The following is a 21,046-nucleotide window of genomic DNA, read 5'->3' as shown; positions in this document are numbered from 1 at the left end:
AAATTTCGGACACGATCGGCCGCGTCGGTGCGGGTTTCATAGGCCCGATGGGGCTATCGGCCTCGGTGCTCGACGAAGGTCTCGCCGCGCAGTATCGGCACGCAGGAACTCGAGCCGACCTCGGCGGCGATGTCGACGTCCTCGGGGTGGCCCATCGCTATGAGCTCCCGCCCCGAGCCGCATCGCCGCAGGCCGGTAGCTATATCCGACGCGGTCGCGTGCCACGCGGTCGCAGCGACCACCGCCTCGGGGGATGGATCGAACAGGCCGGACTCCACGAGCGGTGCCAGCACGGCTCCGGCACCCCACAAGTCCTCCACTGCGGGCCGCAACGACGAATCCGGCCATCTCTCACCGGCGGCTATGACGGCAATCACGCTGTGGGGATGGTCGTCGACGACCCACTGCGCGATCGCGGCGGCGTTGCGGAGCGATGCGCCCACGCACGTGTCGACCCGGGCGGCGAGTGCGTGGGCGATCGTGGAACCGTTCGGCGACGGCAACACGAGTCGTCTCGGTGGCGGTGCGGCGGCGCGCACGGTGGCAGGACACAAGCTGACGTCGCCCGGCGTGGCAACCGAACGGCCGACTGCGAGAACGGCGTCGTGTTGCTCGGCCAGGTGGGTGGCACGGTCGTCGCGCCATCGGCTGGGTACGACCTCGATTCCGGCGTCCATCGCCACGGTCAGAGTGGTCGTGAACGACAGGACGTCCACGACGACGGCGATATCGGCACCGGCGACCACAGCGTCGATCGCGGACAGGCCCCACTCGAAGCGCAATGCGCAGTCGTTCTGAGTGTGGGCGGAGTCGACCGGCATTGCGGAACCGTAACCAACCATGCGTCCGGTGCTACGTTCGGCCCGGACAGCGGAACCAAGGGGAGGCGCGGATGCAGCTGGAGATCGACACGAAAGTGATCGTGTTCGCGTCGGGTGTGTTGCTGATGTGGGCGTTGGCGCTCGGAGTGCTCAAGTACCACCAGATGTCCACGTCGAGCGACGGAATTGCGCACCGATACGTCGACATCGCGCATCGGGCAGCGTTGATGTACTCCTTCGCTGCGCTCGTTCTTGCGGCTCTCGCGCACTACAGCGCCTGGCCGACGGTGGTCGACCTGACCGCAGCGGTGGTGGTGCTGGTGTTCTTCGTCGCCGCGATCGCCGGCTACACCGTGCACGGGATCCGGCGAGACACCGAGAATCAGTTCGTCCATCCCGTTCCGGGGACGCACCTGTTCATGCTCGCTCTGATCGTCGGCGAGATCGGCGGGACCGCGGTACTGCTGGCCGGATTTTTCGCCGAACAATTCTTGGGACGGTCCTAGTGTCGCTCGGTCCCGAGGACGGTTGTGACGCAAGGATTTCCGATTTGTCCGGATAACCGACAATCGCGAAAACAAACACCACCTTTCCTCCGGCGCGGAAACAGTGGATGGCTTAGCGTCGGGAAATGGGAATGTTTCGCACGAAGTCCGTCGACGAGATCGAGAGCGACGTCGACGACGAGGGGTCCGGCAGTCTGCGCAAGCAGCTCGGGTTACGCGATTTGGTCGGTTTCGGGGTCGGCATCGTCATCGGAACCGGAATATTCACGCTCACCGGTGTACAGGCCAAAGAAAATGCCGGCCCGGCGGTCGTGATCTCCTTCGTCATCGCCGGTGTCGTGAGTTTGCTTGCCGCACTGTGTTATGCGGAACTTGCATCGGCCGTGCCGACGGCGGGCAGTGCGTACACGTACGCGTACGCCACCCTGGGGGAGCTGTTCGCGTGGATCATCGGATGGGATTTGATCCTCGAATTCGCTTTGGGTGCTGCCGTTGTCGCTCGAAGCTGGTCCGGCTACCTCGCGGATCTCTTTTCTCTGCCACCCAGCTTGTTCACGGAGGAAGCGCCGGTGAACGTCGGTGCTGTTGCCATCGTCGCGGTGCTGGGCGTCATTGCCGCTGTGGGAGTCAAGGAGTCGGCGCGAGTGACCAACGTGCTGGTTCTGATCAAGGTCGCCATTTCGGTGTTCATCGTGATCGCCGGCCTGTTCTTCGTCCAGAAGTCGAACCTGGTTCCGTTCGTGCCCGAGTCCGTGCCCGCCGAGGCCGGTGGCTCGATGCTCGATCAGCCCCTGATGCAGGCCGTGGCCGGAATCGCACCCTCGGCGTTCGGATTTGCCGGCGTCGTCACCGCTGCAGCGGTCGTGTTCTTCGCCTACACAGGATTCGAGGCCGTTGCCAATCTCAGTGAGGAGGCCGAGCGGCCCGCCCATGATCTGCCTCGTGCACTGATCGGCACGCTCGTGGCATGCACGTTGCTGTACATGATGGTCGCGTTCGTCGTCACCGGCATGGTGAAATACACCGAGCTCGACGACAGCGCACCCATTGCCAAGGCGTTCGATTCTGTGGGTGCAGGCTGGGCGGGTGTTCTGGTCTCGATAGCGGCCGTCGCGGGTCTGACGTCGGTCATTCTGGTCGAGTTGGTGACCATCAGCCGAATCGGCTTCGCGATGGGCCGGGACGGTTTGCTACCCAAGTCGGTTGCGAAGGTGTCTCCCCGTTTCGGGACTCCGACCCGGTTGACCGTCGGCGTCGTGGTGTTCGTGGCGCTGCTGGGGGCCCTGGTACCGCTGAAGGAACTGGCCGAGATGGTCAGCATCGGAGCCCTGTTCGCGTTTCTGCTGGTCTCGGCGGCAGTGCCGATCCTGCGTCGGACCAAGCCGGATCTCGAGCGGCCCTTTCGGGTTCCGCTGTCTCCCGTCGTGCCGATTCTGTCCGGGCTCTCGTGCGTCTACCTGATGGCCAACCTGGTGGTGGAGACGTGGATACGGTTTCTGGTCTGGTTGGCCCTCGGTCTGTTGATCTACTTCGCCTACGGGCGCCGCAATGCGAGGTTGGCGACGGAGGTGGTCGACCGATAGACCTACCGTCGGTCGAGGTAGAGCTCCGCCGTCTCCGTTGCCACGGCCGCGACCGCCGAGGCGAGGCCGGGCTCGAGATCCAGAGCCGTCGCGAGTGGCTCGCCGCGAAGATTCGACGATCGAAGCAACTCCCAGGCCCGCTCGACCAGTCGCACCGAGGTCGGGTGGTCCAATTCCGGTCGGTTGGACCGCAGCGCAGTGGCCGCCCAGTCCGCGTCGAACGTCCCGTTGGGAGGTCCGAACACGCGTTCACCGGACGAATAGCTCGTGGGCTCCATGCTCGACGACGCTAGCAGGATTTGCGGCAGGTGGGACCGTGACCGAACTGCGGCCGATCGACACTATTGAACCGATCGGTTTCATCTGTACGGTGAGTCGATGAGCGAGGGGTATCGCAGGCCTGTGGCGGCCGGGTCGGTCTTAGCGCCACTGCTCGCTGCTGTGCTGCTCGTCGGTTGCTCCGCCGGTGAGGCACCTCGCCCGACGCCCGATGCGTCGTCGTCACCGAACTTCGAGACCGCCACCGGCTCGCTCGTGGTCGGTGACCCGTTCACCGCGCCGACCGCCCCCACCGAAACGGTGCCGCCGGTCGTGCCGGGACTGTCGCTGGAGGGAATTCGTCACCCGTCGGGCTCACCCGTGGCGGTGACGGACGTGGTGTTGCGAGCCTCCTCCGTCGAGTATCGACTGCGCGGCAACGGGCCGGTGTCCTATACGGTGCGCTACGTCGACGAGGCCGTCCGATACGGAACCAGTGAGCCGGTCGCGCTTCCCGGGCGAGCCGTACTCCAGGTCGACATCGCCGGTACCTCGACCGAGCCGGATGTCACCGTCGTTCCGTATGCCGGGCCGGATCGGATTCGCAACGAGCCGGACTCCGCCGTGGTGGCGGTCGACTTCCTGGCCGATGCCGATGGAATCTCACAGTCCTTCGTCGCCGTGGCGTCAGACCGTCCGGACTTCGCGGTGCACAGCACCGAGGAACCGGCCGCCGTGATCGTCACCATCTCCTGAGCTGCCGCCACCCGACGTCGACGACGCGAAAGTACCTCTGCGACGTGCGTTCGGGCCCGGTCCACCGGGGGCCGCGCTACCATCGCGGTGTGTCCGACGCCACAGCGGGAGCAAGTTCGGCAGGTCAGGTGCATGTGCTCGTGTACAGCAGTAACGCGGCCACGCGCGCTCAGGTGATGTCTGCGGTGGGCACCCGGCCCGATCCGGCGCTCGGCGTCGTCGACTTCGTCGAGGTTGCCACCGCGGCCGTGGTCATCGAGCACCTGGACGCGGGTGGAATCGATGTGGCGATCCTCGACGGTGAGTCCTCGCCCGTCGGCGGACTGGGTTTGGCCAAGCAACTCAAGGACGAGATCGACGACTGCCCGCCGGTGCTGGTGCTCATCGGACGCCCCGACGACCGGTGGTTGGCCGACTGGTCGCGCGCCGAGGCCGCAGTTCCCCATCCAGTGGATCCGATTCGACTCGGGCGCGCGGTGGTCGATCTGCTGAGGCAGCACTCGGGTCGCGTCGGTGCCAGGGTCTCTCGATCGCGGTAAATCAGACCGTTTTCTCCGATGCGGGCACCGTCAGCACGAACCGGTGGATCGAGCCGGCGACAACAGCTCCGAGCACGGGGAACACCACGAACACCCACAGTTGTGACAGGGCAGGGCCGCCGGCGACGAGGGCGGGGCCGAGGGACCGAGCAGGGTTGACCGAGGTCGAGTCGATTCCGATGCCCAGCAGGTGAACCACGGTCAGGGTGAGGCCGATCGGGATGCCGGCCGCCACGACGGGGTGAACGGTGGGGGCCGTGGTGGCGAGTACAACGAGTACGAGCAGGCCGGTCGCGATCGTCTCGAACACCGCGACCGACGCCAAGCCGTACGCTCCGGGCGAGGAGCTGCCGAATCCGTTGGTGCCCAGACCGTCCGACGACATGTCGTACCCGGGACGGCCCGATGCGACCAACAGTACGACCAGCGCGCCGATCACTGCACCTGCGGCCTGGGCGGCGATGTAGAACGCAGCCTTGATCGGGGTGATGGCGCGAGCTATCAGGGCTCCGATCGTCACGGCCGGGTTGATGTGGCAGCCCGAGATCGGGCCGATCGCGTAGACGAGGGCAAGCAGTGTGAGTCCGAACGCCAGGGCGATGCCCGGGGTTCCGACGGTGTCGCCCGCGATGACGGCGGTGCCGACGCCGAATATCACGAGCAGGGCAGTTCCCAGTCCCTCGGCGGCGAGCGCCGAGACGGAAATCGACTTCATCGTCTCTCCTTAGTGGTGGCGGCAGCCCGGGTCGGGTGGCCGGAAATGTTCGGTGATTGGTCGTCCCTCGCGGTGTGGACCGCATGTGAGGCAAGAGTGATGTGGATCACATCAATGATTGGGTCCGAGGGTGGGTGGCCCATGCGCGTCAACGGTTTACGAAACTGGACTGCTCGAAATCCCGCGAGATCTGCACCGAACCCATACTGTGTGGTTCAGGTCACATTGGTACGGCCGTCGCATTTACTTTCGCGGCGGCGCGGTCGTCGATCGAGGGAGCGGATGCCCGAATGAACGCCTACGTTCCGATTCTCGTCCTGGGTGCCGTCGCAGTCGCGTTCGCGGTCTTCTCGGTGATGGTCGGCACGATGGTGGGACCCGCCCGATACAACCGAGCGAAGTTCGACGCGTACGAATGTGGAATCGAACCCACGATGCATGCGCCTACGGGACAACGATTTCCGGTGAAGTTCTATCTCACCGCGATGCTGTTCATCATCTTCGACATCGAGATCGTCTTCCTCTATCCCTGGGCCGTCCACCTCGACGTTCTCGGTGCGTTCGGGCTCGTCGCGATGGCGTTGTTCGTCGTGAACGTGTCGGTGGCCTACGTGTACGAGTGGCGGCGAGGCGGGCTCGGTTGGGACTGACCACACGATCTCGGATACGACGACGGAACGATGCACTGTTCTCATTCTGCGGAAGCGAAAGAGCGTGATCGATGGGACTCGAAGAGAAGCTACCCAGCGGATTCCTGCTGACCACCGTCGAGGGGTTGGCCGGGTACGCACGTAAGGGCTCGCTGTGGCCCGCCACCTTCGGGCTCGCATGTTGTGCCATCGAAATGATGGCCACCACGTCCGGCCGTTTCGATCTCGCGCGATTCGGAATGGAAGCGTTTCGCGCGTCCCCCCGGCAGGCGGATCTGATGATCGTGGCCGGCCGCGTCAGCCAGAAGATGGCTCCGGTGTTGAGGCAGGTCTACGACCAGATGGCAGAACCGAAATGGGTTCTCGCCATGGGTGTCTGTGCATCCTCGGGCGGAATGTTCAACAACTACGCGGTGGTCCAGGGAGTGGACCACATCGTGCCCGTCGACATCTATCTGCCCGGGTGCCCGCCTCGGCCCGAGATGCTGCTCAACGCAATCCTGGAGTTGCACAAAAAGATTCAGCAGATGCCGTTGGGTGTGAACCGGGAACAGGTGCGAGCGGCCGCCGAGGCGGCTGCACTCTCGTCCACCCCGACGATCGATCTGAAGGGTTTGCTCCGATGACGGCGCAGCCGCCGGGTGGGATGTCTCAGCCGCCAGGAAAAATGTCTCAGCGGCCACGCGGGATGTTCGGGGTTCGCGGTAGTGGCGACACGTCGGGCTACGGCCGATTGGTGCCGCCGGCGGCAGCGGAGGACACCGCGACGCGGCCCTACGGCGGCTACTTCGATGCCCTCGTCGATCGGTTGGCCACCGTCCTTCTTGCTGTGAACCCCGTCGCTACGTTCGACGCCGCCGTCGAACGGGTGGTGATTCATCGCGGCGAATTGACGCTGCATCTGGTGCGGGAGTACGTGCCTGCCGTCGCCCAGGCGCTACGGGACGACGAAGAATTGCGATTCGAATTGTGTACCGGCGCATCGGGTGTGCACTATCCGGACCTGATCGGCCGGGAGTTGCACGTTGTGTACCATCTGGTCTCCATCACGCACGGCCGTCGGCTCCGACTCGAAGTTGCCGTCCCCGACGACGATCCACACAGTCCGTCGCTGTGCGGGGTGTATCCCACCAACGACTGGCACGAGCGCGAGGTCTACGACTTCTTCGGCATCGTCTTCGACGGTCATCCTGCATTGACGCGGATCGAGATGCCCGACGACTGGGTCGGTCATCCACAACGCAAGGACTATCCGCTGGGCGGAATTCCCATCGAGTACAAGGGCGCTCGCGTCGCGCCTCCCAACGAGCGCAGGTCGTACAACTGATGAGTGCAACGGACGAAACCATCTACGCGGTCTCCGGACAGGACTGGGACGACGTCGTCGAGTTGGCCCGCGGATCGAGTACCGAGCGGATCGTGGTCAACATGGGCCCGCAGCACCCGTCAACACACGGCGTGCTGCGGTTGATTCTCGAAATCGAGGGCGAGACCGTCACCGAGGCTCGTTGCGGGATCGGGTATCTGCACACGGGAATCGAGAAGAATCTCGAGTACCGAAACTGGACCCAGGGCGTCACGTTCGTCACCCGCATGGACTACCTGTCGCCGTTCTTCAACGAAACCGCATACTGCCTCGGCGTGGAGAAGCTACTGGGTATAACCGACGACATTCCCGAGCGCGCCACGGTGATCCGGGTGATGCTGATGGAGCTGAATCGCATCTCGTCGCATCTCGTCGCATTGGCCACGGGCGGAATGGAATTGGGAGCGGTCACCGCGATGCTGTTCGGGTTCCGTGAGCGCGAGCTGATACTCGACGTCTTCGAGGCCATCACCGGCCTGCGCATGAACCACGCCTACATCCGGCCGGGCGGACTGTCGCAGGACCTACCCGAGGACGCGGTCGGCAGGGTACGTGAGCTCCTTCGCGTGCTGCCGGGACGCCTGCGCGACCTCGAACTCATGCTCAACGACAACCCGATCTGGAAAGCCAGAACCGAGCACGTAGGTTATCTCGATCTCACCGGATGTATGGCGCTGGGCGTCACCGGTCCGGTGCTGCGTTCGACCGGACTGCCCTACGACCTGCGACGGTCCGATCCGTACTGCGGGTACGAGAACTACGAGTTCGACGTGGTGACCGACACCGGATGCGACTGCTACGGGCGATATCTGATTCGCGTCGAAGAAATGAAGGAATCGCTCAAGATAGTCGAACAGGCCCTCGACCGCCTGCGTCCCGGCCCGGTCGTCATCGACGACAAGAAGATCGCGTGGCCGGCCGAGCTGGTCTCGGGACCCGATGGCCTGGGCAACTCACAGGAGCATGTGCGGACCATCATGGACACCTCGATGGAATCGCTGATTCACCACTTCAAACTGGTGACCGAGGGAATGCGGGTCCCGGCCGGCCAGGTGTTGTCCTCGGTGGAGTCGCCGCGAGGGGAGCTCGGGGTACACATCGTCAGCGACGGTGGAACCAGGCCGTACCGAGTGCATTTCAGAGATCCGTCCTTCACCAACCTGCAAGCGGTGGCGGCAATGTGCGAGGGCGGAATGATCTCCGACGTCATCGCCGCGGTCGCCAGTATCGACCCGGTGATGGGTGGGGTGGATCGATGACCGCGCAGCCCCAGTCGGAACCGGTTCTGATCCAACTCGGAGCCCGGCCGGACGAACCGGTGCAACTGGCCACGCCGGGTGCACGAACGTCGTATCCCGCCGAGGTGCTCGCCCGGCTGCACGCCGACGCCGATATCGTCGTCGCGCGCTATCCGCAGGCCAGATCGGCCCTGCTGCCGTTGCTCCATCTCGTGCAAGCCGAGGACGGCTGCCTCACGCCCGCTGGAATCGAATTCTGCTCGGAGGTACTCGAACTCACCGGGGCGGAGGTGACTGCAGTCGCGACCTTCTACTCGATGTATCGACGCGAACCCACCGGGACGTACCGCGTCGGCGTGTGCACCAACACGCTGTGTGCTGTCATGGGCGGCGACGCCATCATGGACGCGCTGCGTGATCACCTGGACGTCGAGCACGGAGGTACCACCGCCGACGGCACGATCACCCTCGAACACATCGAGTGCAATGCCGCATGCGATTACGCCCCGGTGATGATGGTCAATTGGGAGTTCTTCGACAACAGCACCCCGTCGTCTGCGCGGGATCTGGTCGATGCACTTCGATCCGGCACCCAGTTCACTCCGACTCGTGGAGCACCGCTGTGCTCGTTCCGCGAGACCGAGCGGATTCTCGCCGGATTTTCCGACGATCGGCCCGAGGCACTCGAAGCGACCGGTAGTGCAGGCCATGCCACCCTGGCCGGACTGCGATACGCGCGCGAACACGCGATGTCGGCACCCGAGGCCGGGGCACGACCGAACGACGATCACCCGGACGTCGGAGCCGCGGCCGCACCGGAGACGGTGCGAGACAAGCCCGCACCGGCACCCTCGGCGACCGTGCCACCACAACCGAACACCACCGAGACCGATCCACCGACGAAGGGAGCGTGACATGGCCCTGACGCCGGTGTTGAGCGAGTTCTGGGACGAGAAGAATTCCTGGACGCTCGACGTCTACCGCAGCCACGACGGATACCGCGGGCTCGAGAAGGCCCTCGCGATGGACCCCGACGACCTCATCGCCTTCGTCAAGGAATCCGGATTACGCGGTCGCGGCGGCGCAGGATTTCCGACCGGAACGAAGTGGAGCTTCATCCCGCAGAACGACGGTAAAGAGCATTATCTGGTGGTCAATGCCGACGAGTCCGAGCCGGGTACCTGCAAGGACATGCCACTGCTGATGGCGAGCCCGCACACGCTTGTCGAAGGAATAGTGATCGCCGCGTACGCAATTCGCGCATCCCATGCATTCGTGTACGTCCGCGGCGAGGTAGTGCCGGTGCTACGCAGGCTGCAGGCTGCGGTCGCCGAGGCCTACGCGGCGGGCTATCTGGGAAAGGGTGTTCTCGGAACGAAATTCGACTTGGAGTTGGTGATCCACGCCGGAGCCGGCGCCTACATCTGCGGTGAGGAGACAGCCCTCCTCGACTCGTTGGAAGGTCGGCGCGGACAACCTCGGCTGCGGCCACCGTTCCCCGCAGTGGCGGGCCTCTACGCGCGCCCGACGGTGGTGAACAACGTCGAATCGATTGCCAGTGTTCCAGTGATCCTGCGCAAAGGAATCGAGTGGTTCCGATCGATGGGTACCGAGAAGTCGCCCGGCTTCACGCTGTACTCCATCTCGGGCCACGTCTGCCGTCCAGGCCAGTACGAGGCACCGTTGGGGATCACGCTGCGGGAGTTGCTCGGCTACGCGGGCGGGATCAGACCGGGACACGAACTGAAGTTCTGGACGCCGGGAGGATCCTCGACGCCGATGTTCACCGGCGAGCATCTCGATGTCCCACTCGACTACGAGGGCGTCGGTGCCGCCGGATCGATGCTGGGCACAAAGGCCTTGCAAATATTCGACGAGACGACCTGCGTGGTGCGAGCGGTGCTGCGCTGGACCGAGTTCTACGCACACGAATCCTGCGGCAAATGCACACCGTGCCGGGAAGGCACGTACTGGCTGGTGCAAATCCTGCGCCGCCTCGACGGTGGAACCGGCACCGAGGCCGACCTGAGGACCCTGCTCGACATCGCCGACGGCATCGCCGGAAAGTCCTTCTGCGCGTTGGGAGACGGTGCCGCCAGCCCGATCGTGTCTTCGCTGAAGTACTTCCGTGACGAATACATCCGTCACGTCACCGAGCAGGGATGCCCCTTCGATCCACACCGATCGACCCTGATGGCAGAGGAGCTGACGTCATGACTGCAGCAGCACACGGTCGTTCCGCGGGCTCCACTCCTGCATCTCCTGAGGTGTCGGTCGCCCCAGTAGAGATGGTGACACTGACCATCGACGACCACGAGATCAGTGTTCCCAAGGGCACGTTGGTGATTCGCGCGGCCGAGTTGATGGGCGTACAGATTCCGCGATTCTGCGATCACCCGCTGCTCGATCCGGTGGGTGCCTGCCGCCAATGTCTGGTCGATGTCGAGGGGCAACGCAAGCCGTTGGCGTCCTGTACGACGACCGTGGCCGAGGGCATGGTGGTGCGCACTCAGGTGACGTCGGAGGTCGCGGGCAAAGCGCAACGTGGCGTCATGGAATTGCTGCTGATCAATCATCCTCTCGATTGCCCGGTGTGCGACAAGGGCGGTGAGTGTCCACTGCAGAATCAGGCGATGGCCGCGGGTCGCACCGAGTCCAGGTTCACCGAGACCAAACGTACGTATCCCAAACCGATTCCGTTGTCGGCCGAGGTTCTGCTCGATCGCGAACGCTGTGTCCTGTGCGCTCGATGTACTCGCTTCGCGGCGCAGGTTGCCGGTGATCCATCCATCGAGCTGCTCGAACGCGGTGCCGTGCAACAGGTCGGCATCTTCGGCACCGAGCCGTTCGACTCCTACTTCTCGGGGAACACCGTCCAGATCTGCCCCGTGGGTGCACTGACGAACACCGAGTATCGGTTCCGAGCGCGCCCGTACGATCTGACGTCCTCGCCGAGCGTGTGCGAACACTGCGCAGGAGGCTGTGCGCAACGCACGGATCATCGTCGTGGCAAGGTCCTCCGCCGGTTGGCTGGTGACGATCCCCAGGTCAACGAAGAGTGGAACTGCGACAAGGGCCGGTGGGCATTCAAGTACGCCAGCGAGCCGGACCGCATCGGCGCACCGATGGTCAGAGACGAATCGGGGGCTCTGGTCGAGACGTCCTGGTCGGCCGCATTGGCGGCGGCGGCAACGGGACTGGCTGCGTCGATCGGGAACGCTGCGGTACTCGTGGGCGGAAGATCGACTGTCGAAGACTCCTACGCATACGCCAAGTTCGCGCGAACAGTGCTGCACACCAACGACATCGACTTCCGCAACCGTGCTCACAGCGCCGAGGAAGCGGAGTTCCTGGCCGGTCGTATCGCGGCGACGGGGCTGGGCGTGACCTACTCGGATCTCGAAAACGCTCCTGTGGTGTTGATGGTGGGGTTCGAGCCGGAAGAAGAGTCACCGCTGGTCTTCCTCAGGTTGCGCAAGGCGCGCCGGACGCGCGGCGTGGTCGTGGCGTCGATCGCACCCTGGGCCAGCCGCGGTCTGCGCAAGCTCGACGGGGTACTCCTGCAGTCGATTCCCGGCGAGGAACCACAGTGGCTCGACGCACTGCACGTCGGTGACCGGGGTACCGAATCGATCGCCCAGCTCCTCCGGAGCCCGGGAGCGATCGTGCTCGTGGGCGAGCGGCTCGGTTCCGTTCGCGGTGCATTGTCCGCAGCGTCGAAGTTGGCCGACGACACCGGAGCGAACCTGGCATGGATTCCGCGACGGGCAGGAGAGCGCGGTGCCCTCGACGCAGGCGCGTTGCCGAACCTGCTGCCGGGCGGGCGGCCCGTCGCCGACGCCGCCGCCCGCGCCGAGGTGGCAGCCGCGTGGGGAGTAACAGAACTGCCTACGGACGCGGGCCGAGATACCGCGGCGATACTGGCGGATACCGGGCCTGACCGCGCCCTGATCACCGCAGGGATCGACCCGGACGATCTGCCCGATCCGCAGGGTGCGCTCGACGCGGTGGACCGATCGGCCTTCGTGGTCAGCCTGGAACTGCGCCACAGCGCCGTCACCGAGCGGGCCGACGTGGTGTTTCCGGTGGCACCGGTGGTCGACAAGCCCGGAACCTTCGTCGACTGGGAGGGCAGGCCTCGCACGTTCGACACCGCACTCGGTGCCGGCGCAGTATTACCCGACCAACGCGTTCTCGACGCCATTGCCGCGCAGATGGGAGTCGAACTGTCGCTACCCGACGCGGCGGCGGCGCGCGGCGAGTTGGCACGGCTGGGAGCCTGGAGCGGATCACGGATTCCTGTGGCCCGAGTGGCACCACGGCGAGATATGCCGACGCTCTCCATCGGCCAGGCAATTCTGGCCACCTGGCGAATGCTCATCGATTCGGGACGGATGCAGGACGGCGAGGACAATCTCGCGCAGACCGGCCGGGCACCCGTGATCAGGCTGTCCGAGACGACGGCGTCGAGCATCGAAGCGTCGCCCGGCGACCTGGTCAGGGTCGAGACGGGCCGGGGCTCGATCACGTTGCCACTGAAAGTCACCGATCTACCCGACAACGTGGTGTGGGTGCCGATGAACTCACCGGGGTCTTCGGTGTACGGCTCACTCGGCGCGGAGTCGGGTGCGGTGGTGAGGATTCGCAGGGATCAGCCCGCGGAACGACCCGTGGGTGCGGGAGTGGAGCCTGCGGAACGACCCGAGGGTGGTGCATCGTGATTGTCGCAGCGCCGACCGATCTGTCGATGTTCGGCACCGACCCGTGGTGGCTGGTGGTCGGCAAGGCCCTGGCGGTCTTCGTTTTTCTGGTGCTCACACCGCTCGTGGCCATCTATGCCGAGCGCAAGATCATGGCGTGGATGCAGATGCGCGTCGGGCCCAATCGGGTGGGTCCGTGGGGACTGTTGCAGTCTCTGATGGACGGGATCAAGCTCGCTCTGAAAGAGGGAATCACTCCGACCGGCGTCGACAAGCCGATTTACATTCTGGCTCCGATCATTTCGGTGGTCCCTGCCTTCATGGCCTTCGCGGTGATTCCGTTCGGGCCTGAGGTGTCGGTGTTCGGTACCACGACTCCGCTGCAGATGACCGACCTGCCGGTGGGGGTTCTGTACATCCTCGCGGTGACCTCGGTGGGTGTGTACGGGATCGTCCTGGCCGGTTGGGCGTCGAGTTCGACGTATCCGTTGCTGGGTGCACTGCGTTCGACGGCTCAGGTCATTTCCTACGAGGTTGCGATGGGGCTTTCGTTCGCTGCGGTGTTCCTGTACGCGGGCACCATGTCGACGTCCGGAATCGTTGGTGCGCAACAGAACACCTGGTACGTGTTCCTGTTGTTGCCGTCGTTCCTGGTGTACGTGACGGCGATGGTGGGTGAAACCAACCGCGCGCCGTTCGACTTGCCCGAGGCCGAGGGGGAGTTGGTGGGCGGGTTCCACACGGAATATTCCTCCTTGCGTTTCGCGATGTTCATGCTTGCCGAGTACATCAACATGGTCACGGTGTCGGCGCTCGCGACCACGTTGTTCCTGGGTGGCTGGCGGGCTCCGATTCCGTTGAGTCTGTGGAGCGGTGCCAATTCCGGGTGGTGGCCGGTGCTGTGGTTCGTCGCCAAGGTGTGGGTGTTCCTGTTCGTCTTCATCTGGTTGCGGTCGACGTTGCCGCGATTGCGTTACGACCAGTTCATGAACTTCGGCTGGAAGATCCTCATTCCCGTCGCTCTGATCTGGGTGATGGTGATCGCGACGGTGCGGGTACTGGGGGCCGGGCGATACGACGTACCTCTGGTCACGTTCGTGGTGTCGACGATCTTTGCAGTCGCCGTCCTGGGTTCGCTGCTGCTCCTACTGCGCCGCCGCGCGCGCACACGAAACCTGCCGCCTGCTGCACCCGTCGCACCGTTCGACGCTGCGGCGGGCGGGTTTCCCGTACCTCCCATTCCGAAGCAGGGCACGAACATCGCGAGCCGGCACGCCGGCGCACGGTCCACCGTGGCCGCGTCCCAGAAGGAGAACGCCGATGCCTGAATTCCTCGGTCCTATAGCAGGTTTCGGTGTCACCTTCGCCACCATGTTCAAAAAGCCCGAAACCGAGCTGTATCCGGAGGATAAGAAGCCGACCGAGGTGCGCTATCACGGCCGCCATCAGCTCAACAGGTACGCCGACGGGCTCGAGAAGTGCATCGGTTGCGAACTCTGTGCGTGGGCCTGCCCGGCCGACGCGATCTATGTCGAAGGTGCCGACAACACCGAGACCGAACGGTTTTCGCCGGGCGAGCGATACGGCGGGGTCTACCAGATCAACTATCTCCGGTGCATCGGCTGCGGACTGTGTGTGGAGGCCTGTCCCACACGGGCTCTGACGATGACCAACGAATACGAACTGGCCGGTGACAACAGAGCCGACCTGATCTACGAGAAGGATTCGCTGCTGGCACCGCTGGAGCCGGACATGGTGCCGCCGCCGCACGCGATGGCACCGGGGTGTTCGGCAGAGGACTACTACCGCGGTGCCGTCACCGGTGCCGAGAGCGAGGCCGACACCGATCGAGGGCCGCTTCGATGACTGCCACCGTTCAGCTCGCGCTCGAGGCAACCTCCACCGGCGAGGCCGTGCAGTTCTGGACCCTCGGTGTCGTTGCGGTCATCGGTGCACTGGGTGTGGTGATGAGCACGAAGGCCGTCTACTCGGCACTGTTCCTCGCGGCCACCATGGTCGTTCTCGCTACCTTCTACATGGCCCAAGGGGCCCTGTTTCTCGGTGTCGTGCAGATCGTCGTCTACACCGGCGCGGTCATGATGCTGTTTCTGTTCGTCCTGATGCTCGTCGGGGTCGACACCTCGGAGTCGTTGACCGAGACACTGCGCGGGCACCGTATCGCGGCCGTCGTCATCGGAATCGGCTTCGGGCTGTTGATCATCGGGGTGCTGCTGCGCGACTCGGCCCGCGCCGGGCGACTCGATTTCGCCGGACTCGACGCGGCCAACTCCACCGGAAACGTAGAAGGCCTGGCCGAACTGATCTTCGTCGAGTACGTCTGGGCGTTCGAGCTGACCGGCGCGCTGTTGATCACGGCCACCATCGGGGCGATGATTCTGGCGCACCGGGAGGCTCTGGGACCGGTGAAGGGTCAGCGGGAGATGTCGCAGGACCGGTTCCGTGACGGCTCCAGGGTGACGCCGCTGCCGAGCCCCGGTGTGTTCGCTCGTCACAACGGCGTCGATCGACGGGCTCTGCTCCCGGACGGAAGCGAGTCGGACTCGTCCGTCAACGCACTGTTCGCCGATCGAGGCATCGAGTACAAGGTGGACGGGGGTGACGTGCGATGAATCCAGAGAACTACCTCTACCTGTCGGTTCTGCTGTTCACGATCGGCGCGGCGGGAGTCATCGTCAGGCGCAACGCCATCATCGTGTTCATGTGCATCGAATTGATGCTCAACGCAGTCAATCTCGCGTTCGTCACGTTCTCTCGCATGCACGGCAATCTCGACGGCCAGTTGTTCGCGTTCTTCACCATGGTGGTCGCTGCAGCCGAGGTGGTGGTGGGCCTGGCGATCATCATGGCCATCTTCCGTTCTCGTCGCTCGATCTCGATGGACGAGAACAATCTGATGAAGAACTGACGGGGGAGCAGAAACGATGTCGATCCTGTGGCTTCTCCCGGCTCTGCCGGCGTTCGGTGCGGCCGTCCTTCTGCTCGGTGGCCGGCGCTGCAACTCGTGGGGCCACCTTCTCGCGACGGCCGCCGCGGTGTCGTCGTTCGTCGTTGCGGCGCTGGTGTTCTCGTCGATGCTCGGACGGGACGAGTCGGACAGAACACTCACTCACACGCTGTTCCGCTGGGTGCCCGTCGACGAATTGGAGGTCGATTTCGGCATGCGTGCCGATCAACTCTCGATCTGTTTCGTCCTGTTGATCACCGGGGTCGGATCACTCATTCACGTGTACTCGATCGGGTACATGAGCCATGACCCGGAGCGGCGACGCTTCTTCGCGTACCTCAATCTGTTTCTCGCAGCCATGCTGCTGCTGGTGCTGGCAGACAATTTCCTCGGCCTCTATCTGGGGTGGGAGGGTGTCGGTCTGGCGTCGTACTTGCTCATCGGATTCTGGCAACACAAGCCATCGGCAGCGACGGCTGCTCGAAAAGCGTTCGTGGTCAACCGCGTCGGCGATATCGGCTTGGCCATCGCCCTGATGATCATGTTCGTGAACTTCGGGTCTGTGCAGTACGACGTGGTGTTCGCGGGAATCGGGAACGCGGGTGATTCGGTGGCGACCGCCATGGCACTGATGTTGCTGCTGGCGGCCTGCGGAAAGTCGGCCCAGGTGCCGCTGCAGTCGTGGCTCGGCGACGCGATGGAGGGCCCGACGCCGGTCTCCGCACTCATCCACGCGGCGACGATGGTCACCGCCGGGGTGTATCTCATCGTCCGATCCGGACCGGTGTTCGAGGCCTCGCCGGTGGCGCGGGCGGCGACCGTCACGGTCGGCGCGGTGACGTTGCTGTTCGGTGCCGTCATCGGTTGTGCGAAAGACGACATCAAGAAGGCGCTCGCCGCCTCGACGATGAGTCAGATCGGGTACATGGTGCTCGCGGCCGGACTCGGCCCGTCCGGTTATGCCTTCGCCATCGTGCTGCTGCTGTCGCACGGATTCTTCAAGGCAGGCCTGTTCCTGGGGGCCGGCTCGGTGATGCACGCGATGAACGACGAGACCGACATGCGACGGTTCGGCGGGCTCCGTGCCGCGATGCCGATCACGTTCGTCACGTTCGGTCTCGGCTACCTCGCCATCATCGGAGTTCCGCCGTTCTCCGGTTTCTTCGCCAAGGATCCGATCATCGAGATCGCGTTCGCGGCCGGGGGAGCGGCAGGTGTGGTGCTGGGCTGCGTCACGTTGCTCGGTGCGGGCTTGACGGCCTTCTACATGACTCGGGTGATGCTGATGACGTTCTTCGGCCCGAAACGCTGGGCGGCGCAGGCACATCCGCACGAAGCGTCGGCGACGATGACAGCCCCCATGATTCTGTTGGCCGTCGGCTCGGTGGCATCGGGTGCCTTCCTTGCGGTGGGTGGACGCCTCGAGACGTGGCTGGAACCGGTGGTGGGATCGGCGCACGAAGAACACGCGATACCTGCCTGGGTCGTGACGGTCGCAGTTCTGGCGGTGGTACTCGTGGGTGCCGGCGTCGCGTACCGGAAGTACATCGCTCGTGACGTTCCCCCGACTCCACCCGAGGACGTATCGGTGCTGACCAGAGCCGCACGCGCTGACCTGTACGGCGACGCCTTCAACGAGGCAGCATTCATGCGGCCCGGTCAAAAGCTCACGAACACAATGGTATTCGCCGACAAGGCGGGTATCGACGCGGTCGTGGACGGGGTGGGGAGATCGATCGGCGGAGTATCGACTCGATCGAGGCGGCTGCAGACCGGATTCGTACGGTCCTATGCGTTGGCGATGTTCGCGGGGGCAGTTCTCGTCGTGCTGATGGTGGTGGTCCTGTGACGTTCCCCTGGCTGACCGTCCTGTGGGTTCTGCCGATTCTCGGCGCGATTGTCGTCGCCCTGGTGCCGGCCGATCGTCCGACAATCGCGCGTGGTGTCGCCGTGGGGTTCGCTACCGGCACACTCGTGGTGTCGGTGGTACTCGCCGTGGCATTCGACTCCGGTGGCGATCGCTACCAGTTCCTCGAAGATCATTCCTGGATAGCGGCATTCGGTGCGCGCTACACGCTCGGCCTCGACGGAATAGGCCTCGTGCTGGTGTTGCTCACCACCGTTCTGACCCCATTGCTCCTCGTCGCGGGCTGGCACGACGGCAGCCGCGTCGCGAACTACGGATCGCGTCGGGTCTCGCACACCTACATGGCGTTGATCCTGGTGGTCGAGTCCATGGTGATCGTCTCGTTCCTCGCCTTGGACGTATTGCTGTTCTACATCTTCTTCGAGGCGATGCTGATTCCGATGTACTTCCTCATCGGTGCGTTCGGCGGTGTTCAGCGAACGCGCGCTGCGGTGAAGTTCCTGCTCTACAACCTGTTCGGTGGACTGGTGATGCTGGCTGCCGTCATCGGGTTGTACGTCGTCACGGCCAGGCCCGACGGCCCGTTCGACGGCGGGACGTTCGATCTACGCGCGATCGCGGATGCGGCGTCATCGGGGGGACTCGGTGTGGATTCGACGGTTCTGAACGCGCTGTTCCTCGGCTTCATGTTCGCGTTCGCGATCAAGGCACCGCTGTGGCCGTTCCACACGTGGCTACCCGACGCTGCAGTGCAGTCCACCCCGGCGACTGCTGTGCTGATGATGTCGGTGGTGGACAAGGTCGGCACCTTCGCCATGCTGCGCTTCTGCCTCGAGCTCTTTCCCGGTTCGTCGCAGACGTTCGCCCCGTGGATCATCACGCTCGCGGTGATCGGCATCGTGTACGGCGCGATACTGGCGATCGGTCAGACCGACATGATGAGACTCATTGCCTACACCTCGATTTCGCACTTCGGGTTCATCATCCTCGGCATCTTCGCGATGACCGGTCAGAGTCAGGCCGGTGCCACGCTGTACATGGTCAACCATGGAATCTCCACCGCCGCATTGTTCTTGATCGCAGGCTTTCTCGTGTCCCGTCGTGGTTCACGCGCGATCGCCGACTACGGCGGCGTCCAGAAGGTCGCGCCGGTGCTCGCCGGAACGTTTCTGATCTCTGGTCTGGCCACGCTCTCGCTACCCGGTCTCGCCCCGTTCATCAGCGAATTCTTGGTGCTGATCGGCACATTCGGTCGCTACGGCGTCGCCGCAATCGTGGCCACCGGTGCGCTCGTGCTGTCGGCGATCTACATTCTCTGGCTCTATCAACGGGTGATGACGGGGCCGGTCCGAGAGGGCAACGAGAAGATCTCCGATCTCGTTCCCCGTGAGGCGTTGGTGGTGATCCCATTGCTCGCGCTGCTAGTCGTGTTCGGGGTGTACCCGAAACCGGCACTCGACATCATCACTCCAGCAGTGCAATCCACGATCGTCGACAGTGCAGGAGGTCAACGATGACCACTCCCGAAGTGCAGTACGGTCTGCTGTCGCCCATGTTGATCGTCTTCGGTGTCGCGGTTCTCGGGGTTCTCGTCGAGGCGTTCGTACCGCTACGTGCTCGTCGCGCAACCCACGTGGGTCTCGCTCTGGCAGGGCTGGTCGGCGCCCTCGCGGCAGTGCTCGGCCTGGCCGGCACCGAGGCAGCCGCGATGAACGGGGCCGTCGCGATCGACGGACCGACTCTGTTCCTGCAGGGAACCATTGTGCTCGTGGCAATTCCGGCCATCGCACTGTTGGCGGAGCGCACCGTCGCCGTCACCGGGGCTGGGGCCGAGCGCCGCATCGACTCGTTCACTCCGCAGGCCTCGACCACGCCGGGCAGCGTGGCAGAGAAGCAGGCCATCGATGCAGGCGTCGCCCAGACCGAGGTCTTTCCACTGGCGATGTTCGCGATCGGCGGCATGCTGCTGTTTCCGGCGTCCACGGATCTGCTGACGATGTTCGTGGCGCTGGAAGTGCTGTCGTTGCCGCTGTATCTGCTGTGCGGACTGGCGAGACGACGACGACTGCTCTCACAGGAAGCAGCCCTCAAATACTTTCTGCTGGGCGCGTTCTCGTCTGCGTTCTTCCTGTTCGGAGTCGCGTTCCTCTACGGCTACGCCGGGACGGTCCGATTGGACGGAATCGCCGACGCCATCACGGCAGACGGTCAGGGCAGATCACTGGCACTGATCGGAACCGCCTTGCTTGCGGTGGGTCTGCTGTTCAAAGTCGGTGCCGTGCCTTTCCATTCGTGGATTCCCGACGTCTACCAGGGTGCCCCCACTCCGGTGACGGCGCTGATGGCCACCGTGACCAAGGTGGCGGCCTTCGGTGCGATTCTGCGAATCTTCGGAATGGCGCTGCCCGGTCTCGAGTCGAGTTGGCGTCCGATGTTGTGGGTGATCGCCATCGCGACGATGGTGCTCGGTTCGGTTGTCGCGGTGACGCAGACCGACGTCAAACGGATGCTGGCCTACTCGTCCGTGGCGCACACCGGGTTCATCCTCACCGGAGTGACTGCGCTGGGTAGTTCGGGTGATGTACGTGATTCGGGGGTGTCGGCCACGATGTTCTACCTGCTTGCCTATGCCTTCAGCACGCTGGGTGGATTCGCGGTCATCGGTTTGGCCCGAGACGAACGCGGTGAGGTGAGCGACCTGGAGCGATGGGCGGGTATCGGTCGCCGCTCGCCGCTCGTCGCCGCTGTGTTCGGTTTGTTCCTGCTCTCGTTCGCCGGGATCCCGCTCACCAGTGGGTTCATCGGTAAGTTCGCGGTGTTCAGCGCAGCCTCGGGTGCGGGGGGAGCCGCACTGGTCGTGGTCGGAGTGGTGTGCAGTGCGATTGCAGCGTTCTTCTACGTGCGCGTAATCGTGCTGATGTTCTTCACCGAATCCAGCGAACGGACCGCCACGGTGGTGCGTCCTACCGCGCCGGTGGCCTGTGCGATCGGGGTGTCGGTGGTCGTCACCGTGGCACTGGGAGTCTTTCCTCAGCCCGTTCTCGATATCGCCGCGCGGGCCGGGAACTTCCTCTAGCTCGTA

Annotated in this window: 21 protein-coding genes; 18 read left to right on the top strand and 3 right to left on the bottom strand. The window is 64.3% G+C overall.

Annotated elements, in window-relative coordinates; genetic code table 11:
- Positions 1 to 53 precede the first annotated feature (53 nt).
- Positions 54 to 821 carry a 2-phosphosulfolactate phosphatase gene (locus CH262_RS10605; protein ID WP_094717729.1) on the bottom strand — a complete coding sequence of 256 codons (768 nt, stop codon included), beginning with the start codon at positions 819 to 821 and terminating at the stop codon, positions 54 to 56.
- 71 nt (positions 822 to 892) lie between these two features.
- On the opposite strand from CH262_RS10605, the gene CH262_RS10600 reads away from it, so the two are divergent.
- Both CH262_RS10600 and CH262_RS10595 read left to right on the top strand, forming a co-directional pair.
- Positions 893 to 1,327 carry a hypothetical protein gene (locus tag CH262_RS10600; protein ID WP_094717571.1) on the top strand — a complete coding sequence of 145 codons (435 nt, stop codon included), beginning with the start codon at positions 893 to 895 and terminating at the stop codon, positions 1,325 to 1,327.
- A gap of 125 nt (positions 1,328 to 1,452) precedes the next feature.
- Positions 1,453 to 2,910, top strand: coding sequence for an APC family permease (locus CH262_RS10595; RefSeq protein WP_094717570.1), 1,458 nt, complete (start codon positions 1,453 to 1,455; stop codon positions 2,908 to 2,910).
- A 2-nt stretch (positions 2,911 to 2,912) separates the two neighbouring features.
- Here CH262_RS10595 and CH262_RS10590 read toward each other — a convergent pair whose 3' ends face one another.
- Positions 2,913 to 3,188 carry a hypothetical protein gene (locus tag CH262_RS10590; protein ID WP_027496773.1) on the bottom strand — a complete coding sequence of 92 codons (276 nt, stop codon included), beginning with the start codon at positions 3,186 to 3,188 and terminating at the stop codon, positions 2,913 to 2,915.
- Positions 3,189 to 3,288: 100 nt separating this feature from the next.
- On the opposite strand from CH262_RS10590, the gene CH262_RS10585 reads away from it, so the two are divergent.
- A complete protein-coding gene (locus tag CH262_RS10585) occupies positions 3,289 to 3,924 on the top strand; it encodes an AMIN-like domain-containing (lipo)protein (RefSeq protein ID WP_141214967.1) in 636 nt (211 codons plus the stop codon).
- Between the two features lie 89 nt (positions 3,925 to 4,013).
- A complete protein-coding gene (locus tag CH262_RS10580; RefSeq protein WP_094717728.1) occupies positions 4,014 to 4,463 on the top strand; it encodes a hypothetical protein in 450 nt (149 codons plus the stop codon).
- A gap of 1 nt (position 4,464) precedes the next feature.
- Here CH262_RS10580 and CH262_RS10575 read toward each other — a convergent pair whose 3' ends face one another.
- Complete coding sequence (locus tag CH262_RS10575) at positions 4,465 to 5,178, bottom strand: aquaporin (protein WP_032370827.1); 714 nt, start codon at positions 5,176 to 5,178, stop codon at positions 4,465 to 4,467.
- Positions 5,179 to 5,468: 290 nt separating this feature from the next.
- Here CH262_RS10575 and CH262_RS10570 point away from each other — a divergent pair, with 290 nt between their 5' ends.
- The 14 genes from CH262_RS10570 (at position 5,469) to nuoN (ending at position 21,040) form a co-directional block, all read left to right on the top strand.
- On the top strand, positions 5,469 to 5,828 hold the full coding sequence (locus tag CH262_RS10570) for an NADH-quinone oxidoreductase subunit A (protein WP_027496775.1): 360 nt from the start codon (positions 5,469 to 5,471) through the stop codon (positions 5,826 to 5,828).
- A 71-nt stretch (positions 5,829 to 5,899) separates the two neighbouring features.
- Positions 5,900 to 6,454 (top strand): NuoB/complex I 20 kDa subunit family protein, encoded by a 555-nt coding sequence (locus CH262_RS10565; RefSeq protein ID WP_027496776.1) that lies wholly within the window; start codon positions 5,900 to 5,902, stop codon positions 6,452 to 6,454.
- Complete coding sequence (locus CH262_RS10560) at positions 6,451 to 7,155, top strand: NADH-quinone oxidoreductase subunit C (protein ID WP_174557255.1); 705 nt, start codon at positions 6,451 to 6,453, stop codon at positions 7,153 to 7,155. The genes CH262_RS10565 and CH262_RS10560 overlap by 4 nt, the downstream gene beginning before the upstream one ends.
- A complete protein-coding gene (nuoD, locus tag CH262_RS10555; protein WP_094662988.1) occupies positions 7,155 to 8,453 on the top strand; it encodes an NADH dehydrogenase (quinone) subunit D in 1,299 nt (432 codons plus the stop codon). Before CH262_RS10560 ends, nuoD begins: the two co-directional genes overlap by 1 nt.
- Entirely contained in the window at positions 8,450 to 9,346 is an 897-nt protein-coding gene (nuoE, locus tag CH262_RS10550) for an NADH-quinone oxidoreductase subunit NuoE (protein ID WP_094717569.1), read from the top strand. Before nuoD ends, nuoE begins: the two co-directional genes overlap by 4 nt.
- Position 9,347: 1 nt before the next feature.
- Positions 9,348 to 10,649, top strand: coding sequence for an NADH-quinone oxidoreductase subunit NuoF (nuoF, locus tag CH262_RS10545; protein ID WP_094717568.1), 1,302 nt, complete (start codon positions 9,348 to 9,350; stop codon positions 10,647 to 10,649).
- Entirely contained in the window at positions 10,646 to 13,153 is a 2,508-nt protein-coding gene (locus CH262_RS10540) for an NADH-quinone oxidoreductase subunit G (RefSeq protein ID WP_094717567.1), read from the top strand. Before nuoF ends, CH262_RS10540 begins: the two co-directional genes overlap by 4 nt.
- 26 nt (positions 13,154 to 13,179) lie before the next feature.
- Entirely contained in the window at positions 13,180 to 14,460 is a 1,281-nt protein-coding gene (nuoH, locus tag CH262_RS10535) for an NADH-quinone oxidoreductase subunit NuoH (protein ID WP_032391636.1), read from the top strand.
- Positions 14,453 to 14,998, top strand: coding sequence for an NADH-quinone oxidoreductase subunit NuoI (gene nuoI, locus CH262_RS10530; protein ID WP_094717566.1), 546 nt, complete (start codon positions 14,453 to 14,455; stop codon positions 14,996 to 14,998). Before nuoH ends, nuoI begins: the two co-directional genes overlap by 8 nt.
- Positions 14,995 to 15,762 (top strand): NADH-quinone oxidoreductase subunit J, encoded by a 768-nt coding sequence (locus tag CH262_RS10525; protein ID WP_032400594.1) that lies wholly within the window; start codon positions 14,995 to 14,997, stop codon positions 15,760 to 15,762. Before nuoI ends, CH262_RS10525 begins: the two co-directional genes overlap by 4 nt.
- Positions 15,759 to 16,058, top strand: a complete 300-nt coding sequence (gene nuoK / locus CH262_RS10520; protein WP_032383367.1) for an NADH-quinone oxidoreductase subunit NuoK — start codon at positions 15,759 to 15,761, stop codon at positions 16,056 to 16,058. The genes CH262_RS10525 and nuoK overlap by 4 nt, the downstream gene beginning before the upstream one ends.
- 16 nt (positions 16,059 to 16,074) lie before the next feature.
- The gene (gene nuoL / locus CH262_RS10515; protein WP_094717565.1) at positions 16,075 to 17,946 is read left to right on the top strand and encodes an NADH-quinone oxidoreductase subunit L; all 1,872 of its coding nucleotides are present in this window, start codon (positions 16,075 to 16,077) and stop codon (positions 17,944 to 17,946) included.
- Entirely contained in the window at positions 17,943 to 19,481 is a 1,539-nt protein-coding gene (locus tag CH262_RS10510; protein ID WP_094717564.1) for an NADH-quinone oxidoreductase subunit M, read from the top strand. Before nuoL ends, CH262_RS10510 begins: the two co-directional genes overlap by 4 nt.
- Positions 19,478 to 21,040: an NADH-quinone oxidoreductase subunit NuoN gene (gene nuoN / locus CH262_RS10505; RefSeq protein ID WP_052057264.1), complete on the top strand. Its 1,563-nt coding sequence runs from the start codon at positions 19,478 to 19,480 to the stop codon at positions 21,038 to 21,040. Before CH262_RS10510 ends, nuoN begins: the two co-directional genes overlap by 4 nt.
- Positions 21,041 to 21,046: the final 6 nt, after the last annotated feature.

It is taken from the genome of Rhodococcus sp. 05-2255-1e (assembly GCF_002259025.1).
In the GTDB taxonomy this organism is placed as follows: domain Bacteria; phylum Actinomycetota; class Actinomycetes; order Mycobacteriales; family Mycobacteriaceae; genus Rhodococcoides; species Rhodococcoides fascians.
This window is presented reverse-complemented; position numbering and strand designations above follow the sequence as displayed.

Bases quoted from the DNA above. Each gene is read 5' to 3' on its own strand.
- CH262_RS10605 (WP_094717729.1), bottom strand. From the start codon at position 821: ATGCCGGTCGACTCCGCCCACACTCAGAACGACTGCGCATTGCGCTTC.
- CH262_RS10600 (WP_094717571.1), top strand. From the start codon at position 893: ATGCAGCTGGAGATCGACACGAAAGTGATCGTGTTCGCGTCGGGTGTG.
- CH262_RS10595 (WP_094717570.1), top strand. From the start codon at position 1,453: ATGGGAATGTTTCGCACGAAGTCCGTCGACGAGATCGAGAGCGACGTC.
- CH262_RS10590 (WP_027496773.1), bottom strand. From the start codon at position 3,188: ATGGAGCCCACGAGCTATTCGTCCGGTGAACGCGTGTTCGGACCTCCC.
- CH262_RS10585 (WP_141214967.1), top strand. From the start codon at position 3,289: ATGAGCGAGGGGTATCGCAGGCCTGTGGCGGCCGGGTCGGTCTTAGCG.
- CH262_RS10575 (WP_032370827.1), bottom strand. From the start codon at position 5,178: ATGAAGTCGATTTCCGTCTCGGCGCTCGCCGCCGAGGGACTGGGAACT.
- CH262_RS10570 (WP_027496775.1), top strand. From the start codon at position 5,469: ATGAACGCCTACGTTCCGATTCTCGTCCTGGGTGCCGTCGCAGTCGCG.
- CH262_RS10565 (WP_027496776.1), top strand. From the start codon at position 5,900: ATGGGACTCGAAGAGAAGCTACCCAGCGGATTCCTGCTGACCACCGTC.
- CH262_RS10560 (WP_174557255.1), top strand. From the start codon at position 6,451: ATGACGGCGCAGCCGCCGGGTGGGATGTCTCAGCCGCCAGGAAAAATG.
- nuoD (WP_094662988.1), top strand. From the start codon at position 7,155: ATGAGTGCAACGGACGAAACCATCTACGCGGTCTCCGGACAGGACTGG.
- nuoE (WP_094717569.1), top strand. From the start codon at position 8,450: ATGACCGCGCAGCCCCAGTCGGAACCGGTTCTGATCCAACTCGGAGCC.
- nuoF (WP_094717568.1), top strand. From the start codon at position 9,348: ATGGCCCTGACGCCGGTGTTGAGCGAGTTCTGGGACGAGAAGAATTCC.
- CH262_RS10540 (WP_094717567.1), top strand. From the start codon at position 10,646: ATGACTGCAGCAGCACACGGTCGTTCCGCGGGCTCCACTCCTGCATCT.
- nuoH (WP_032391636.1), top strand. From the start codon at position 13,180: ATGTTCGGCACCGACCCGTGGTGGCTGGTGGTCGGCAAGGCCCTGGCG.
- nuoI (WP_094717566.1), top strand. From the start codon at position 14,453: ATGCCTGAATTCCTCGGTCCTATAGCAGGTTTCGGTGTCACCTTCGCC.
- CH262_RS10525 (WP_032400594.1), top strand. From the start codon at position 14,995: ATGACTGCCACCGTTCAGCTCGCGCTCGAGGCAACCTCCACCGGCGAG.
- nuoK (WP_032383367.1), top strand. From the start codon at position 15,759: ATGAATCCAGAGAACTACCTCTACCTGTCGGTTCTGCTGTTCACGATC.
- nuoL (WP_094717565.1), top strand. From the start codon at position 16,075: ATGTCGATCCTGTGGCTTCTCCCGGCTCTGCCGGCGTTCGGTGCGGCC.
- nuoN (WP_052057264.1), top strand. From the start codon at position 19,478: ATGACCACTCCCGAAGTGCAGTACGGTCTGCTGTCGCCCATGTTGATC.